We start from the raw sequence: 16,835 nt of genomic DNA on the forward strand, positions 1-16,835 counted from the left end.
TCCTTCTCCAGTGCGACGTTCAGAGTTCGGGATGGTGGCGGCGCAGCAGCCGCCGGAGCACGGCGGCCCGCGTGCCGATGGCGAAGACGAGGGCGGCGAACCCGCCGACCGGTCCCATCGCCGGGACGAGCGCGGCGGCGGCCAGCGGAGTGGCGACCAGACCGGCGATCGAGGCCGACGCGGTGAGGGTGAGGACCTTGCTGTTGGTGTTCTCGATCAGGAAGCCCGCGTAGAGCCGGATGGCGAACAGCACCGTTTCGACCAGGACGAAGACACCGAGCACCACGTACCCACCGGTGGTGTCCTCGGCGGTCAGCACCGCGCGGGTCACCGGGATCGCGAGCGCGAACCCCACCAGGACGAGGAAGGCCAGAGTGCCCCGTTCGACCAGCTTGAGCAGTTCCGCCGCGCGGGCCCGGCCCGCCGCCGCCCCGCTGCCGCGCATCCGTGCCGAGATCGTGGGCTGATGCACCCTCAGCGGGTAGAACAGCAGCGAGCAGAACGCGCTGCCGGCCAGCAAAGCGACGTAGAACGGTCCACTGTCGACGGTCTGGCCGACCAGGGCGAGGACCCCGAACACCGTCGACGTCGCCAGCACGTCCAGCACCTCGGTCATCCCGAGCAGTACGGTGCTGCGGCCGAACGCCGGCCAGAGCCGGTGCCCGTCGATCCTTTCCGCGCGCAGCCATTCCTTCGGCAGCAACGCCGCGGACGCGCCCAGGATGAGCAGGATCCCGCCGAGAAGCAGGACGAGGTGGGTCAACGGCGACCAGCGCGCGAACCAGGTACCCACCGTCACGACGCCGACCACCAGTGCCCCCGCGGTGAAGGCCACAGCGTCCAAAGTGGACTTACCGCGCAGGCGGTGCAGCCCGGAGACGGTCATCAGCAGCCCGCCGGAGATCGCCCAGCCCGCGGCCGTCAGGTACAGCGCCGCGTCCGAACGCGGGGCGACGACCAGCGCGACCGCCATCGCCGCCAGGACCACCAGCACCGGCGCCACGGCGACCCGGATCGCCAGCGCCGCCACCGCGTTCCGGGTCACGCTCAGCCGGGGCAGGCATTTCAGCGCCGACTTCTCGGCCGCGGACGGGACGAAGTTCAGCCACGACATCATCCCGAGCGCGGTGGCGAACCGGCCGTAATCGTGCGCTCCCCAAGCCGTGACCAGCACCACCCCCATGGCCTGGATCGCCAGCCGGAAGGCGCCCCGGCCCGCGAGCAGCCGGAGCACCGTCGACGTCTTCGGCGCCGCGATCGACGCGGTGCCGGTGCCGTCGGTGAGCGAGGTTCCGGTCAAGGGAGCGGTACCGCCAGACCCTGTTCGTCCAGCAGAAACTTGAGGGTGCCGCGCAGTTCGTCCTCCGCCGCCAGTACTTCCGGGACGGTCGGCGCCGAAAGCACGGCGTAGCCCATCTTGTAACCGGCCTGCTCGTACGGTTTGACGAAGGAGTCCTGTTCCGCGAACAGTTCCAGGCCACTCACCGCGGGCATCGCGCGGACCTCGTCGGCGCCTTCGATCCGGATGATCCGGCCACCGCGGTCCGAGGCGAGGATGTGCACGAGCGTCGGTCGCGGGTCGCGCGGCGAGAGCACGACCTCGCCGCCGGTCGCGGCGGCGATCCCCGCGGCGATCAGGTCGACACCGGTGCTGAGCGCGATCGCCTCGGCCAGGCCGTTCCCGCCCATCCGGGCGCCCATTTCGATCAGGTAGAACTTCCCGTCGCGGCCGAGGACGGCGTCGAGGGTGAGCGGCCCGGTGCGGTAGCCGAGTTCGGCGCACAACGCGGTCAGCATCAACGGCAGCGCGCGATCGACCACCGGCGGCAGTCCGGCGGGCAGCAGATGCGACGCCGTCACGAAGAACGGCGGCGGGGTGAGCGTGCGCCGGGTGACCGCGTGGAACACGATCCGGCCGTCGACCACGAGTGCTTCGATCGTGTAGTGCGAGCCGTCGAGGTGCTCTTCGACGACGACCCGTCCCGACGGCGAGAACGCGAGCGATTCGGTGAACGCGGTGTCCAGGCCGCCGGGGCCAGCGCACGAGACGACACCGCGGCTCCCGGACGAATCGACCGGCTTCACCAGCGTGGGGAAGCGCAGCTGCTGCGCGGCGAGGGCGAGGTCCGGCCCGGGTTTGCCGCCGACACTGCGGTAGGTCGGCAGGCGCAGCCGGTCGCAGAGTTCGCGGAAGACGGACTTGTCGACGGAAGCGGCGACGGCGGCTTCGGGCAGCGGGTCCGGCAGGTCCCAGTGCCTGGTGAGCCACGCGAGCGTGGGCAGCCCGACGTCGCTGGCGGGGCAGAGCACCCCGGCGATGTCGTCCCGCCCGGCCAAGGCGGCCGCGATCTGTTCCGGCGCGCGGACACTGACCTGCACGAACTCGTCCGCCAGCGCCACCGCCGGCGCGCTCGCGCGGACGTCCACGCAGATGGTGCGGAACCCGAGTTCCCGGGCCCGGTGATACGTGCTGACCGAACCGTCGGCCCCGCCCAGGATCACCAGGCTCCGAGGCGCCGCCGTGTCTTCGGTGTTCTTCACTCCCGCTTGCCTTTCCCCAGGATGGATCTCGGCCATGGCCGAGGCGTAGAGCCGGTCGTCCTCGTCGACCGCGAAGTTGGCTTCCCTGATGTAGAACTGCCGTGGCCGCGGCTGCCCCGCGCCGACCACGACCAGGTAGCGGACGGTCAGCGAGAGCACGGTCAGCAGCACGGCGAACATGACGAACTCCAGCGCCGACGCCGCGTTCAGGCCGAGCAGCCCGGTGGCGGCCGCGATCCCGGCGAGTATCGAGATCCCGGCGGTCAGCACCGCCGCGCACGACGCCACCGTCGTCAGCCGCCGGGTGAAGCCGACGAACAGTTCGATGGCGTGCGAGGACAGGAAACCGAAGCCCACTTTGGACTCGCCGCGTTCCCTGGCCCGGTGTGCCACCGGGACCGTGGTGTAGCGGCTGGTCAATCTCGGCACGGTGGCGAGGAAGTACGGGGTGCCCAGCCGGAGGTCGACGATCTCGCGCGCGAGCTCCGTGCGTACCAGCCGGAAAGCGGTCGCACCGGGCGGGATCTCGATGCGCAGCACACGCCTGCCGAGGAAATGGAAGGCCGCGGTGCCCCAGCGCCGCAGTAAAGGATCTTGCCTATTGGTCCGGACGCCGAAAACGGCGTCGTACCCTTCTTCGGCCGCCATGATCAACTTCTCCGCTTCGGACGCGGGGAACTGCTGGTCGGCGTCGATATGCAAGATCCACGGTTTCCCCGCGTACCGATATCCCACGGAAAAAGCGGCTTCGAACCCGAAGTTGCGCGTGAAGGACACGTAGCGCACCCGGGGGTCGTTGTGCGCGAGCGCGCGGATGACGTCCAGTGTCCCGTCCGTACTCCCGTCGTCCACATAGAGCAGTTCGAGCGGGTGATTCCCCAGCTCGGCGATGATCTCCTCGTAGGAGGGCCCGACGTTGTCGACCTCGTTGAAGCACGGGACGACCACGGTGACTCCACTGTGCACAGGGCCGGGGATCGACAAGTTCATCTGCCGAGTCCCTGCGTTGAGTGCGCTATTGTGTTCGTAGCGTCACCTGTGCTGATTTCACATCTCATATGTCCCCTCGGCGCGGAACCGGCCGGCAGATCGTGCCGGCTCGAAAGGTCCCGGTGTTATAGGCAGGTTCGCTTTGCTTCCGCCAGCACATACCGAAAGTTGGTCCTTTCAGCTCAGTCGAAAAGGTGGGAAGTTCGCAGTAAAACGGATGAACCAGACATGGGGTGTTTCCAAACCGGGATCGATGACGCAAGCTTGCGCGCCATGTGGAAAGTGGGGGTGAGTGCTGCCTGGCGGGCCGCCTATCGGCGATCCGTCCGGTCGGCCTTCGCGACGGTGCCGTTCTACCGCGAGCGCTGGGCACTGGACGGCAGAACGGATCCCGTGCTGGTGCCCGGTCGCACCGGGACGGACTCCGGTGCGGCGCCGCTGGCCGAGGCGGTGCACAAGATCATCGACCTCGTGCCGCTCGCCGGTGGCACGCGACGGATCGAGCCGAACCGGGGGCTGGGTCCCGTGCTGCGCAAGGCTCGTTCGGTGACCGGGGACGCCCTGGTCGTCGTGCTCGGGGACGACTGGACACTCCCGCCGACGGACCTGCCGCGCGGGGTCCGGTGCTGTCTGGTGGATCCCGAAGCCCCGGTGCCGGGCGTCCTCGCGGAACTGGCCTCGGCGTTGCGCGGCGGCCGTCGCGTGGTCGCGGTCGGTGACGACAAGCAGCTGGCCGTCTTCGCCGACGTGCTACCCGAAGACCGGGCGTACCGGGTCGAATCCGTACCAAGACGTGAACTGGACACAATGGACAGCGGTCCGTACGGCGTGCTCCATGACCCGGCGCTGGGCTATCTGGGCGCCATCGAGGAGTGCGGCCGCTGGCACCTCGACTGGGCCCGCGTCTACGCGCGCACCACCCCGGGCGGGCTCGCGTTCACCTTGCTGCGCCAGGATTCCCCGCGGTTCGTGGACGTGCTCCCGGCGGGCGGGGTGCGCGGCGAGATCGTGCCGTGCCCGCGGCACGGAACCCCGGTCGTGCTCACGTGAAGATCGGTTTCCACGATCCCCGCACCGATCCCGTCCCGCCGGGCTGGCCGGAGTTCTCTGCCCTGGCGCGCCTGCATCCGGTGTGGGACTACGACGTGATGGGACTCGACGCCTGGATCGCGCGGAACCCGCCGGTGCTGGTCACCGTGACCGACGACGCCGGGATCGTCGCGGCGTTCTCCGTCCTGGTCTGTCGTCCCCGGGTGCGTTACCGCTTCGCGCCGGCGCCGGGACACCGATTGCTGCGCCCGTTCTGGGCCGAGGTGTGCCAGCCCTGGCTGAGCGGCTACCCCGGACTGGCGTTCGCGCCGCGGGTCCCGGCCGTCGAACGCTGTCCGCTGATCCGGGACTTCGAACGGGCGCTGCGCAGACGGCTCGGACCGGGACTGCTCGGCGTGCTGTACCGGGCGCTCGGCGAGGAATTCGCGAAGGACGTCCGAGGGCGGGGCAGGCTGGTGAAGCACGTGGATTCGGTCGCGGTACTGGACAACCGCTTCGGCTCGGAAGACGAATGGATCGCGTCGCTGACGAAGTCGCGGCGTGGCGGGCTCAGGCGGCAGCGGCGCAGGTTCGCGGCCGATCCGGGGCTGGTCGTCAAAGGCGGTCCGGGGCGGGAAGATCTGGACAGCGCCGAGATCGCGGCGCTCATCCAGGCGCATCGCGAACGGCATGGCAGGGTCGCGCTCGACGCCAGGACCATGCCGTCCGCCGCGTTCCTGCACCGGTTCCTCCGGCGGCCGGACGTGCACACGCTGACCTACACCGGCGTCGACGGCAGGTTGCTCGCGGTGAACACCCTGCTCGACCATCCGGACAGCCTGGTGAAACAGCACTGGGGCACCGTGCCGGTGGACGAGGGCGGCAGGCAGGGACTGCTGTTCGACTCCTACATCCACGCGATGAGCTACGCCACGCGGCGTGGCGTCAAGGAACTCACCGCCGGGCGCGGATTGCCCGAACTCAAGGCCACGCTGGGATTCCGGGCGCGCCCGGTGTATTCCGCCGCCGTGCCGAGACCGGTACTGGGATGGTGACGATGAAGGTGGCGGAGCGGAGCACCGCGTTCGAGGTCGAGGTGGTCGATCCGAGGAGCGCGGCCGAACCCGCGGGCTGGCGGGAATTCCTGTACCGGGCGAGGTTGCAGCCGGTCTGGGAGTACGAGATCCTGCGCCGGGAGGCCTGGCTGGCGAAGAACCCGGCGGTCCTCGCGGTGCTCCGCCGAGGCGGGCAGGTCGTCGGCGCGTTCACCGTGATGGTGTGCCGGAGCTGGCGGGCGGACGACTTCGCGCCGCTGTCCGTCCTCGGAGGACGGTTCCGTCCGCGCTGGGCCGAGGCCTATCTCTGGCAGCTCAGCGGCCATCCCGCCGTGGTCCTCGACGAACGACTGGATGAGACCGAGCGGCGGGAAGTGGTCCGCCGCTTCGAACGCGCACTGTGCGCGTACCTCGGGCCTGGGCTGCTGGGCGTGATCTACCGGGCGATGAACCCCGAACTCCTCCCGGCGCTGGACGGCAGGGGCCGGATGTCCCGGGAGATCGACCCGGTCGCCGTGCTGCCCAACGACTATTCCACTGTGGACGACTGGGAACGCGCTCTCGGCGACGAGACCCGGAAGACGCTGCGTGACCTGCGAGAGGACGGTGACCTGCGCACCGAGGCGGCTCCCGCCCGTGAGGACCTGGACTGTCACGAACTCGCCGTCCTGCTCAACGCCCACCGCGCCAGACAGGACGAACGGGCCTGGGCCGGTGGCCAGCGGTCGCGGTTCGGCGGGCTGCACATGGACACCCGGAGCCCGATCGCACCGTCCTATCTGGACGCGCTCGTGCGCCGCCCGGACGTCTTCACCCGCACCTATCGCGACGGATCCGGACGGCTGCTGGGATTCGGCACGCTGTTCGACGTCGTCGGTGAATGCGTGCTGCACCAGTGGGCCGCGCTGCCGGGCGCGCGCGGCGGCCGGAAGGGACTCTATGTCGACTTCTACGCCAGGGGAGTGGAGCACATGATCACGCGCGGGTGCCGTGAACTGACCGCGGGCCGGGCGATGCTGGGGAACAAGACCGCGCTCGGCTTCGGCACCAGGTCCCTGGTGTCGGTCGCCGTGCCGAGACCGGTGCTGGGCCGATGACCTGGGAAGTGCGGGTGCTCGACCCGCGTATCGATCCTGAACCCGAGGGCTGGGCCGCGTTTCTCGCCGCCCAGCAGGCGCCGGTTCCCTGGGACTACCACCTGATCCGGGTGGAGTCACGATTTTCGCGCAGCCCCAACGTGCTCACCGTGATCAGCGCCGGGGGCGAGATCGTCGCCGCGGTGCTGGCGATGCTGTGCGCCCCGGTGGCCCCGGAGCGACCTGGCGCGGTTCGCGGTGTGGCTCGGCTGGGGCCGCGCTGGGTCGAAGTGCAGCACGCGTGGCTTTCCGGTTATCCGCCGTGGTTGTTCGCGGACGGGGTCGACGCCGCCGACCGGAGGGAGATCATGCGCCGGTTCGAGCGGGCCGTCGGCCGCTTCACCGGGCCGGGCTGCCTCGGCGTCGTCTACCGCACCGTCCCGCCGGAGTCGCTCGACATGCTGACCGGACGGGGCAGGCCCGTTCGCGACACGATGCCGACGTCGGTGCTGGAGAACCGGTTCGTCGACGTCGAGGGCTGGCTGGCGTCCCTGCGCCGCAGCAGGCGGCTGAGCCTGCGCGGCCAGTCGAAGAAGATCGCCGCCGACCCGGACGTCGTGGTCCGCACCGAAGCCGCCCGCACCGACCTCGATGCGCTGGAGCTGGCGACCATGCTGCGGGAGCACCGCGAGCGGATGGGGCCGGTGAAGCTCGACCGGCGCGGTCCGGTCACGGCCGAATACCTCGGTGAACTCGTGCGCAGGCCGGATGTCATCACCTCGACCTACCACGACGGCGAAGGCAGGCTGCTCGCGTTCACCAACGTGCTCGACCACCCCGTCGCGCCGCTGCACCAGCATTGGGCCGCGCTCGCCCCGGAGGAGGGACGCCCGAAGCATCTCTACTTCGAGGCGGTGGTCCGGAACGTGCGTCACATGATCGAGGGCAACCGGAAGTCCCTGTCGATGGGCCGGGGGCTGACCGACCTCAAGGCGACGCTCGGTTTCCAGCCGGTCCCGCTGCTCGGGGTCATCGTGCCGAGACCGGTGACGCGATGGTGATCGAGATGCTGGACCCCCGCCGCGACCCGGAGCCCGCGTACTGGAAGTCGTTGCGGGGCAAGGCGGGGCTGCGCGCCGACTGGAGCTGGGAGGTGCTCACCGCCCAGGCGTGGGCGGCGCGCACCGAACAGCCGGTCACGGTCCTGCTCGAAGACGGCGAACCGCGTGGCGTGGTCAGTTCCGCGTGGGTCACCGGGCTCACCCGGCGGCACCGGTTCGCCCGCACGGCGGGACGGGGGCGGCTCGGCGGGCTCGACGTCCGCTCCCCGGGCTCGGGAGCGATGCCGGGCTGGTGGTTCGACGGTGAGGACGACGACGGCGGCGTCGGCAGGCTGCTGGACACCTTCGTCCCGGCCATGCGCGCGGAACTCGGGTTCGGCCTGCGCGCGCTGCTGGTGCGCCAGGTCGGCGAGTCTGGAGTGGACAGTGTCCGCGGCGGGCCGAAGATGGTGCGCCGCACGGAGGACGTCGCCGTCCTCGACCTCACGCCGTTCTCGAGCCGGGACGACTGGATGCACTCGCTGGCCAGGAAGCGCAAACAGAACCTGCGCAAGATCTTCCGCACCTTCGACGCCGATCCGTCGCTCGGGGTGCGCTTGCGGCCGGGCGCCGAGGCCGATCCGGTCGAGATCGCGGAACTGCTGCGGCACAACGAAACCAAACACCACGATGTGCCGATCGTGCCGCTACCGGCGTTCGTGGGCTACCTTGGCAGGCTGCTGCGGCAACCGGACGTGCACGTCATCGAATACCGCGAGACCGCCACCGGCCGGGCGGTCGCCGTCGCGACCCTGCTCGACCATCCGGCGCTGCCGGTCGCCCGGCACTGGGCGGCGCTGCCGCGGGAGCTCGGCGGACGGTCCGATCTGTACTTCCACCTCTACGGTGAAATCGTGCGCTGGGCGCTTGAAGCCGGGCGGCCCCAGGTGTTGTTCGGCAAGAAGATGTCCGAGATGAAGGCGTCGCTGGGAGCGAGTCTGGTGCCGCAGTACGCGGCCGCGGTGGCGCTGCTCTGAATCCGCGGGCTCGGGACACTCAGACGCCGGCCGCCAGACCGGTGAGGAACAGGTCGATGGCGAACTCGAACCGTTCCCGCGCGGTCTCCTCGGTGAAGTGCTCGCCCGCGCCCAGCAGGTTCGGGAACGTGCCGGGCGGGAACGACGTCATGTACTCGACCATCCGCTTGCCGCGTTCCGCCTGCTCGGCCAGGTCGATGTCGCCGTGCTGCCAGCTGGCGCCTTCGTAGGCGAAAGCCTTGGCGTAGAGCCATAACGCGTCGGCGGCGTACAGCGCCCGCTTGAGGTCGAGGCCGCCCGCGCGCAGCACCGCGAGCATGGCTTCGGCCTGCTGCAGGGCGTTCGCGCCGACCGGTACGGGGATGGCCCACGCGATCTTGGCGATCCCCGGGACCGACGTCAGCGCGCGCACGTTCTCCCGCAGGAGGTCCTTCGCCTGTTCGACCCACCGCTCGGGATCGGGTTCGGGGAACGGACCGAAGGCGAGGACGTGGTCGACCATCAGCTCGTGGAGCTCTTCCTTGTTCGCGACATGGGCGTAGAGCGACGCGGGGCCGGTCTCCAGCGCCTGGGCCACCCGCCGCATGCTCACCGCCTCCAGCCCCTCCGCGGTGAGGAGGTCCAGTGCCGTCTTCACCACGAGCTCCTGGGACAGCACGGGTTTCTCGGCGCGACGCCGGGGCCTGCTCACTTCGTTCGCCTCCTGGTCCGGGGTTCCGCCGGGAACTCTACTTGACGCGAACGCCGTTCGTCTGTAGAACGGTGTTCGTAACACGAACGCTGTTCGTCTAACTGGAGGACACCATGACCGATCGACAGAACGAAGTCCTGGCCGTGCTGGGCAAGCTCGCCGACGCGTGGAACGACGGGGACGCGGCCGCCTACGCGTCCCACTTCACCGAAGACGCCGACTACGTGACCTTCTTCGGGATGAACATGCCGGGCCGCGCGCTCATCGAAAGCTCGCACCGGTCCTTGCTCGAGGGGCCGATGAAGGGGTCGAAACTGGTGCCGGGCAGCGGTGAGCCCAAGGTGCGGTTCGTCCGGCCGGACGTCGCGATCGTCGTGTCCGGCGGCGGGTCGTCGCTGTCGGGTGGGGCCAAGCCCGAGCCGGGGCGGGAATCGACGCTGACCTACGTGCTCTTGGAGGAATCCGACGGCTGGCGCGTCGCGTCCTTCCAGAACACCCGGGTGAGTGATCCGGCGGCGGGCGCCCGGCCGGACGGCGAGAGGCGTACGCTCGGTTAGGTTCACCTAACCCAGGAAAGGAATCGTGGATGGCCGAGGCGCGGAGAGCGGTATCGGCGACCCGGTTGCGGGTGCTGCGCACCGAGCGGATCACCCCGCACATGGTCCGGATCGTCGCCGGGGGCGAAGAGATCTCTTCGTTCCGGCCCAACGAATTCACCGACGCCTATGTCAAGGTGCACTTCCGGGTGCCCGGCGTCGACTATCCCGAACCGTTCGACCTGGCGCGGGTCCGCGAGGAACTGCCGCGTGAGCAGTGGCCGCGGATGCGCTCCTACACCGTCCGGGCCTTCGACCGGGATCTCGGCGAACTGGTGCTCGACTTCGTCCACCACGGTGACGAGGGGGTCGCCGGGCCGTGGGCCGCCGCCGCGAAACCCGGCGACGAGCTGCTGATCTCCGGGCCCGGCGGGGCGTACGCGCCGGGCGAGGAGGCCGACTGGCATCTGCTCGCCGGCGACGAGAGCGCCCTGCCGGCGATCGCCGCGTCCCTCGAGGCGATGCCGGCGGGCGTTCCCGTGCACGCGGTCATCCTCGTGGAGGACGCGGCCGAAGAGCAGTCGCTGACCACCAAGGGCGACGCGCACATCACCTGGCTGCACCGGAGCCGGGGCGACGACCTCGCGGCCGCCGTCCGCGCGCTGGAGTGGCGCGAAGGTGTCGTGCAGGCGTTCGTCCACGGCGAGGCCGGGTTCGTCCGGGACCTGCGCCGCCACCTGCTGGACGACCGGGGGATGCGGCGCGACCTGCTGTCGATCTCCGGCTACTGGCGGATCGGGAAGACCGACGAGGCGTGGCGACTGGAGAAACAGGCCGAGCGGAACGCGTAGCCTCGATCCCATGATCGAGCTGAAGGTGGACGTCGATCCGGCCGAGGTCGGTTTCGACGCGGAGCGGCTGCGAAGGATCGACAAGCACTTCGACGGATACCTGGAGCGGAATCTGCTTCCCGGGTATCTGGCCGTGGTGACCAGGAACGGGAAGGTCGCGCATCTCGCTTCGAACGGGATGCGCGACATCGAGGCCGGGCTGCCGGTCGAGACCGACACGATCTGGCGTGTCTTCTCGATGACGAAACCGGTCACCTCGGTCGCCGCGATGATGCTCGTCGAAGCGGGGCTCATCGACCTCAAGGACCCGATTTCCCGCTGGTTGCCCGAATTCGCGGAACCGAGGGTCTTCACGGTGGGGTCGTCGGTCAAGATGATGACCGAGCCCGCGACCGAACCGATCCGCCTCTGGCATCTGCTCACCCACACCGCGGGGCTGACCTACGGGTTCCACCGCACGCATCCGGTCGACGCGTCCTACCGCGAGGCCGGGTTCGACTGGGGCACCCCGCCGGGGCTCGACCTGGCCGGGGTCTCCGAGGCGCTCGCGCGGCAGCCGTTGCTGTTCCAGCCCGGGACGGAATGGAACTATTCGGTCGCGACGGACATCCTCGGCAGGCTCGTCGAGGTCGTTTCCGGGCAATCCCTGGACGCCTTTTTCAGCGAACGGATCTTCGACCCGCTCGGCATGCACGACACGGCTTTCCAGACCGATCCCGGCGCGCTCGACAGGCTGGCCGCCCTCTACGTGCCCCACCCCGCGACGAAGGCGCCGTTCCGCCACGACGAGATGGGCAACGTCGGCCGGGCCACGCCCTCGTGCTTCTCGGGCGGCGGCGGCCTGGTCTCGACGGCGGGCGACTACCACCGCTTCACACAGATGCTGCTGCGCGGCGGCGAACTCGACGGTGTCCGGCTGCTCGGCCCGCGCACGATCCAGCACATGGCCACCAACCACCTGCCCGGCGGCGTGGACCTGGAGACCTACGGCCGTGGCGTGTTCTCCGAGGCGCCGTACGACGGTTTCGGCTTCGGGCTGGGCTTTTCCGTGCTCGACGACCCGGTGACGGCGAAAACCCTCGCCAGCGCCGGGGAATTCGCCTGGGGCGGCGCGGCGAGTACCGCGTTCTGGGTCGACCCGGACGAGGACGTCACGGTGCTGTTCTTCACCCAGCTGCTGCCGTCCACGACCTATCCGATCCGCGTCGAACTGCGCAACCTCGTCTACCAGGCCCTGGTCGGCTGACGGAAACCCGGCCACACTGGACGCAGCCGAGGGGGAGGGGCGTCATGCGCCGGATCGTGGTGGTCGGGGCCGGTCAAGCCGGCCTGGTCCTGGCCTTGGGCCTGCAGAAGCACGGATACGCCGTCACCGTGGTCACCGACCGCGACGCCGAAACGATCCGTGCGGGCAGGCTCATCTCCAACCAGTGCGTGTTCCACCCCGCCCTGACGCGGGAACGCGCGCTGGGCATCAACTTCTGGGACGGGACGGCCCCGGCGATGCTCGGCGCTTCGTTCGGGCTCGCCGGGGACTCCGCGGCACCGGCCATCGCCTGGCAGGCCCGCTTCGACCACCCCGCGCAGTCGGTCGACCAGCGGGTCAAGGTGTCCGAATGGCTGACCGCCTTCGCCGGGCGCGGCGGCGAGGTGCGGTTCGGCGAGGTGACGCCCGACGGGCTGGAGGAGTACGCCCGCGAGTTCGACCTCGTCCTGGTCGCGGCCGGGCGCGGGCCGCAGTTCGACGGTCTCTTCCCGCGTGACGACGCCCGCTCCCCATACCGCGAACCGCAGCGGACCATCGGGATCATGTACCTGGTCTCCGGAGACGACAAGCCGCTCCCGGTGTATCCGGGCCTGACGTTCGGGCTCTCCCCGGCCGGTGAGCTGTTCGGGCTGCCGATCCAGTCCGTGCGCGGGCCCGTCTTCGGGCTCGGGTTCTTCGGCGTGCCCGGCGGCCCGCTGGACGTCTGGGACGACGTCACCGATACCGACGCGCACTTCGAGCTCGCGATGACGTTGCTGCGCAAGCAGTTCCCGTGGGTCGAGGAGTCACTCGCCGGTGCCCTCCCGAGCGGACCGCTGGACGCCCTGCGCGGCCGGGTCCTGCCGATCGTGCGCGACCCGGTCGGGACGCTGCCGTCGGGGGCGAAGGTGCTGGCGATGGGCGACACCGCGGTGACGAACGACCCGATCGCCGGACAGGGCGCGAACATGGCGGCGCACGCGGCCGCGGTCTACGAACGGCGCATCCTCGACCACGGCGACCGCCCGTTCGACGAGGCGTTCCTACGCGGCACTTTCGCCGAATACTGGGAAAAGGCGCAGCACGCGACCCGGCTGAGCAACGATCTGCTCGCCCCGCCGCCGGATCACGTGCTGGCCACGCTGGAAGCCGCGCAGACGGCGCCCGAGGTGGCGCGCCGGTTCGCGAACATCTTCGCCGACCCCGCCGACTACGCCGGATGGCTCACCGACGAGGGAATCGCCCGCGCTTACCTGGCGTCGAACGGCGCGTGATCCGGAGCGCAGACGGTGCCGCGCGCGGGCAGACGGCCGTAGGTCAGGTAGGCGTCGAGGGCCGCGTCGACACATTCGCTGCGATTCGCGGCGCCGTGTCCCCAGGCGTCCAGCGTGAGGAGCCGGGCGTTGCCGAGAATGCGTTCGGTCCGCTTCGCCCCGGCGTACGGCGTTTCCGGGTCGCCTTTGCCGTTGGCCAGCAACAGGATCGGCGCGGTCGGCCGGTTCCACGGCCCCGTGTAGCGGGCCGGGTCGGAGACGGGCCAGAAAGCGCACGGCATCGAGAGATACGCGTCGTAGGAACCGAAACCGCGGCTTTCCCGGTCGGCGTCGCGGGCGGCGCGAGGCCAGGCCGCCGGGTCACGCGGGTTCGTGGTGTCCGCGCAGATCGTCCCGCCGCCGCCCAGCGCGGAGTCGAAGGGCGTCGCGATCGCCTTGGTGGCCGAGGACGGCTTCGTCACTGACTGGAGGAACTCCGCCAGCGCGGGGGAGTTGGCTTCGTCGGTCAGCGCGTTGTGGGTACGCCGGATGACCTCCTGATAGGTGATCGGGCCCGGCGTGGCTTCGAGCCGATCGAGGATCGCGTCGTACTTGGCCCGCAAGTCCTTGCCGGGCTCACGGAAGGCGCACCGGGTGTCGGCCGCGCAGGCGTCGAGGAACGCCTGCAACGCGCGGTCCGCGTCCCGGAAGCCGCCGAGCCTGACGCTGAACGGGATGTTCGCGTCCTCCGGACGGTGCCCGGTGGACCAGGCGATCGGGTCGTTGACGGCGTCCAAAGCCAGCGCGCCGACGAGGTGCGGGAACAGGTTGGCGTACACCTCGCCGAGATAGGTGCCGTACGAAAGGCCGTAGTAGCGCAGCCGGGGCTCGCCGGCGGCTTCGCGGAGCCGGTCGAGATCGCGGGCGACGTTCGTGGTCGACAGGTGGTTCAGCAGCGGCCCGGCATTGCGGCCGCACGAGGCGGCGACTTCGCGGACGTCGGCGGTGTGCCGGGTCTCCTGCTCGGTGGTGATCGGGAAGGTGCCCAGAACCCGTTTGAGCGGTTCGGTTTCCGCGTCGCTCGCGAAACAGCGGACCGGCGTGCTGGCGCCGACCCCTCGCGGGTCGAAGCCGACGATGTCGAACTGCCGGTGCAGCGACGGGGTCTGGAACTCGCTGAAGCGGCCCGGGTTCCCGGGGCCGCCGGGGTTGGTGAAGACGGTGCCGCGTTTGTGCTTCTGGTCCGTCGCCGGGAGACGGCCGAGCGCGAGGGTGATCCGCGGGCCGTCCGGGTCCTGATAGGACAGCGGGACTTCGATCTCGGCGCAGTCGTAACCCGGTGGCGAGCCCGTCGGGCAGGCACCCCAGGCGATGCCCTTCGGCGCGGCCGAGGCCACGGGCGCGATCGTGACGGCGGTGAGTGCGGTGAGCGTGAGCAGAACTGCGGTGCGGACTCCGATGGTGGTCACCGGCCCAGCGTCCCGCCTCGCGGGCGCGCGAACCCTGGGGCGCGTACCCGGAACCATGGTGGGGTGAACCCCTCCATGGTCAACATATAGCGCACCGGGGGGCTTGCGGCAAGACCCCGGTCCAGCCGCAGAATCCTCGGCTGTAGCGAGAACAGGCCGAACAGGAGTGAAACTTGACCGACGTCGACGTGATCATCGTGGGTGCCGGCCCGACCGGTCTGATGCTGGCCGCCGAACTGCGGCTGGCCGGTGCGCGCCCGCTGGTCCTGGAACGGCGGCCGGAACAGGGCAAGACACCGAAGGCCCACGGCCTCAGCGGGCAGATCCTGGACGTGCTGCACCATCGCGGCCTGCTGGACCGGGTGCGGGGACTCGTCACCGACCCCGTCCCGGCCCACCGCTTCCCGTTCGGTGGGGTGCACGTCGACCTCACGCGGTTCGAGGAGCCCCCGCTGAAGGCGCTCTCGGTGCGTCAGCCGCTGTTGGAGCGGCTGCTGGAGGAGCACGCCACCGAGCTCGGTGCGGAGGTTCGCCGCGGGCACGAGGTCGTCGGACTGTCCCAGGACGACACTTCCGTGACCGCCCGGGTCCGCGGGCCGGAGGGGGAGTACGAGCTGACCGCGCCGTACCTCGTGGGGTGCGACGGCGGGCGCAGCCCGATCCGGTCCATGGCCGGGATCGGGTTCCCCGGCACCACCTATCCCGAGGTTAACCGGATCGGGCAGGTCAAGATCCCCGAGGGGCTGACCGTGCACGACAACGGCGACATCGAGACGCCGGAACTGGGCCGGATCGCGGCGGGGTTCACGCGCACCGACACCGGGGTGTTCGCGCTCGGCTCGCTGACGCCGGGGATCGTGTTCATCCAGACCACCGAGGACGATCCCGGCGAGGTCGACGACGACGTGCCGATGACCCTGGCCGAGTTCGGGGAGAGCATCCGCCGCATCCTCGGCAAGGACGTCCCGTTGGGCGAGCCGGTCCGGCTCTCGCGTTACCAGTTCTCCGCCCGCCAGGCCGAGCGCTACCGGGAGGGAAGGGTCCTGCTGGCGGGTGACGCGGCCCATCTGCTGCCGTCCACCGGCACGGCGATCAACGTCGGCATGTCCGATTCGGTCAACCTCGCCTGGAAGCTGGCCGCCGAGATCCAGGGACGGGCTCCGGAAGGGCTGCTGGACACCTATCACGCCGAACGGCACGCCGCCGGTGCCCGTGCGCTCCTGCAGTCCCGGGCGCAGGTCGCGTTGCGGCGCGGGCACGACGAGGCCGCCGAGGCGCTCCGCGCTGTCTTCCAGGAACTGCTCGACGACGAGCAGGCCGCGCGACGGCTGTCCTCCCACGTCGCCGGGACCGACCTGCGCTACCCGGCGCCCGGGTCCACGCACGCGCTCGCCGGCACGTTCGTCCCGGATCTCGCGCTGGAAACCGACCAGGGCGCGACCAGCGTCGCCGAACTGCTGCGTCCGGCGCGGCCGGTCCTGCTCGACCTCGCCGGACGGCCGGAACTGCGTGAACTCGCCGAAGCGGCGGGCGTCGACGTCCACACCGCGAAGGCCGAGGATCGGCCCGCCGACGTCCTGCTGATCCGCCCGGACGGCTACCTCGCCTGGGCGGGGGACGACGACGCCGAGGGCCTTCGCGCAGCGCTAGCGACCTGGTTCGGCGCCTGACCCTCCACGCAATTCGTCCTCTGGATGCGGTAGTTGCGCGTGCAAGGACCGCATCCAGAGGACGAAACGCGGGAGCTAGCGGCGTACCGCCCTGGGCCGCACCGGCGCCGCTCGGTGTAGCGGCGTGGGGGCGCACCGGGGTTGTGAAAGCCACTTTCGCAACGTTGAAGGTTGCGAAAGTGGCTTTCACAACACCAGGGATCACCTCGGCCGCGCGTGAAGGCCCCCTTCCCTCGGCTCAGCGAAGGGGGTGGATTCCAGGGGTGGTTGCAACACGGGTGATCACTTGGTTTGGGTGAGGAGTGTAGTGAGGCGCTCGGCTGGGGTGTCCCAGTCGAGTGTTTTGCGTGG

14 protein-coding genes are annotated in these 16,835 nt (G+C 70.3%); 10 read left to right on the top strand and 4 right to left on the bottom strand.

The window, feature by feature from the left end; all coding sequences use genetic code 11:
- Positions 1–19: 19 nt before the first annotated feature.
- On the bottom strand, positions 20–1,300 hold the full coding sequence (locus IE302_RS38640; protein WP_191259408.1) for a hypothetical protein: 1,281 nt from the start codon (positions 1,298–1,300) through the stop codon (positions 20–22).
- Positions 1,297–3,531 (bottom strand): glycosyltransferase, encoded by a 2,235-nt coding sequence (locus IE302_RS43200; protein WP_191259409.1) that lies wholly within the window; start codon positions 3,529–3,531, stop codon positions 1,297–1,299. Before IE302_RS43200 ends, IE302_RS38640 begins: the two co-directional genes overlap by 4 nt.
- A 273-nt stretch (positions 3,532–3,804) precedes the next feature.
- Here IE302_RS43200 and IE302_RS38650 point away from each other — a divergent pair, with 273 nt between their 5' ends.
- From IE302_RS38650 to IE302_RS38670, 5 genes are read left to right on the top strand one after another with little or no spacing between them, the layout of a single operon-like run.
- Positions 3,805–4,581, top strand: a complete 777-nt coding sequence (locus IE302_RS38650; protein ID WP_191259410.1) for a hypothetical protein — start codon at positions 3,805–3,807, stop codon at positions 4,579–4,581.
- On the top strand, positions 4,578–5,615 hold the full coding sequence (locus IE302_RS38655; RefSeq protein ID WP_191259411.1) for a GNAT family N-acetyltransferase: 1,038 nt from the start codon (positions 4,578–4,580) through the stop codon (positions 5,613–5,615). Before IE302_RS38650 ends, IE302_RS38655 begins: the two co-directional genes overlap by 4 nt.
- Positions 5,609–6,712, top strand: coding sequence for a hypothetical protein (locus IE302_RS38660; protein WP_191259412.1), 1,104 nt, complete (start codon positions 5,609–5,611; stop codon positions 6,710–6,712). Before IE302_RS38655 ends, IE302_RS38660 begins: the two co-directional genes overlap by 7 nt.
- The gene (locus tag IE302_RS38665) at positions 6,709–7,752 is read left to right on the top strand and encodes a GNAT family N-acetyltransferase (RefSeq protein WP_191259413.1); all 1,044 of its coding nucleotides are present in this window, start codon (positions 6,709–6,711) and stop codon (positions 7,750–7,752) included. The genes IE302_RS38660 and IE302_RS38665 overlap by 4 nt, the downstream gene beginning before the upstream one ends.
- Positions 7,746–8,768 carry a GNAT family N-acetyltransferase gene (locus tag IE302_RS38670; RefSeq protein WP_191259414.1) on the top strand — a complete coding sequence of 341 codons (1,023 nt, stop codon included), beginning with the start codon at positions 7,746–7,748 and terminating at the stop codon, positions 8,766–8,768. The genes IE302_RS38665 and IE302_RS38670 overlap by 7 nt, the downstream gene beginning before the upstream one ends.
- Before the next feature lie 19 nt (positions 8,769–8,787).
- On the opposite strand, the gene IE302_RS38675 is transcribed toward IE302_RS38670, so the two are convergent.
- A complete protein-coding gene (locus IE302_RS38675; RefSeq protein ID WP_191259415.1) occupies positions 8,788–9,459 on the bottom strand; it encodes a TetR/AcrR family transcriptional regulator in 672 nt (223 codons plus the stop codon).
- A gap of 113 nt (positions 9,460–9,572) precedes the next feature.
- On the opposite strand from IE302_RS38675, the gene IE302_RS38680 reads away from it, so the two are divergent.
- Genes IE302_RS38680 through IE302_RS38695 form a run of 4 tightly spaced genes read left to right on the top strand, consistent with a single transcriptional unit; the run spans position 9,573 to position 13,366 of the window.
- Complete coding sequence (locus tag IE302_RS38680) at positions 9,573–10,016, top strand: SgcJ/EcaC family oxidoreductase (protein WP_191259416.1); 444 nt, start codon at positions 9,573–9,575, stop codon at positions 10,014–10,016.
- A gap of 29 nt (positions 10,017–10,045) precedes the next feature.
- Complete coding sequence (locus IE302_RS38685) at positions 10,046–10,846, top strand: siderophore-interacting protein (RefSeq protein ID WP_191259417.1); 801 nt, start codon at positions 10,046–10,048, stop codon at positions 10,844–10,846.
- 10 nt (positions 10,847–10,856) lie between these two features.
- The gene (locus IE302_RS38690) at positions 10,857–12,092 is read left to right on the top strand and encodes a serine hydrolase domain-containing protein (protein WP_191259418.1); all 1,236 of its coding nucleotides are present in this window, start codon (positions 10,857–10,859) and stop codon (positions 12,090–12,092) included.
- Positions 12,093–12,136: 44 nt separating this feature from the next.
- Complete coding sequence (locus IE302_RS38695) at positions 12,137–13,366, top strand: styrene monooxygenase/indole monooxygenase family protein (RefSeq protein ID WP_191259419.1); 1,230 nt, start codon at positions 12,137–12,139, stop codon at positions 13,364–13,366.
- Here the strand turns inward: IE302_RS38695 and IE302_RS38700 are convergent.
- Positions 13,342–14,814, bottom strand: coding sequence for an alpha/beta hydrolase (locus IE302_RS38700; RefSeq protein WP_191259420.1), 1,473 nt, complete (start codon positions 14,812–14,814; stop codon positions 13,342–13,344). The genes IE302_RS38695 and IE302_RS38700 overlap by 25 nt on opposite strands.
- 173 nt (positions 14,815–14,987) lie before the next feature.
- Between IE302_RS38700 and IE302_RS38705 the strand changes: the two genes are divergently transcribed.
- The gene (locus tag IE302_RS38705) at positions 14,988–16,484 is read left to right on the top strand and encodes an FAD-dependent monooxygenase (protein ID WP_191259421.1); all 1,497 of its coding nucleotides are present in this window, start codon (positions 14,988–14,990) and stop codon (positions 16,482–16,484) included.
- The last annotated feature ends 351 nt before the right edge of the window (positions 16,485–16,835 follow it).

The sequence above is a fragment of the Amycolatopsis oliviviridis genome, assembly GCF_014654365.1.
GTDB classification, from domain to species: Bacteria; Actinomycetota; Actinomycetes; order Mycobacteriales; family Pseudonocardiaceae; genus Amycolatopsis; species Amycolatopsis oliviviridis.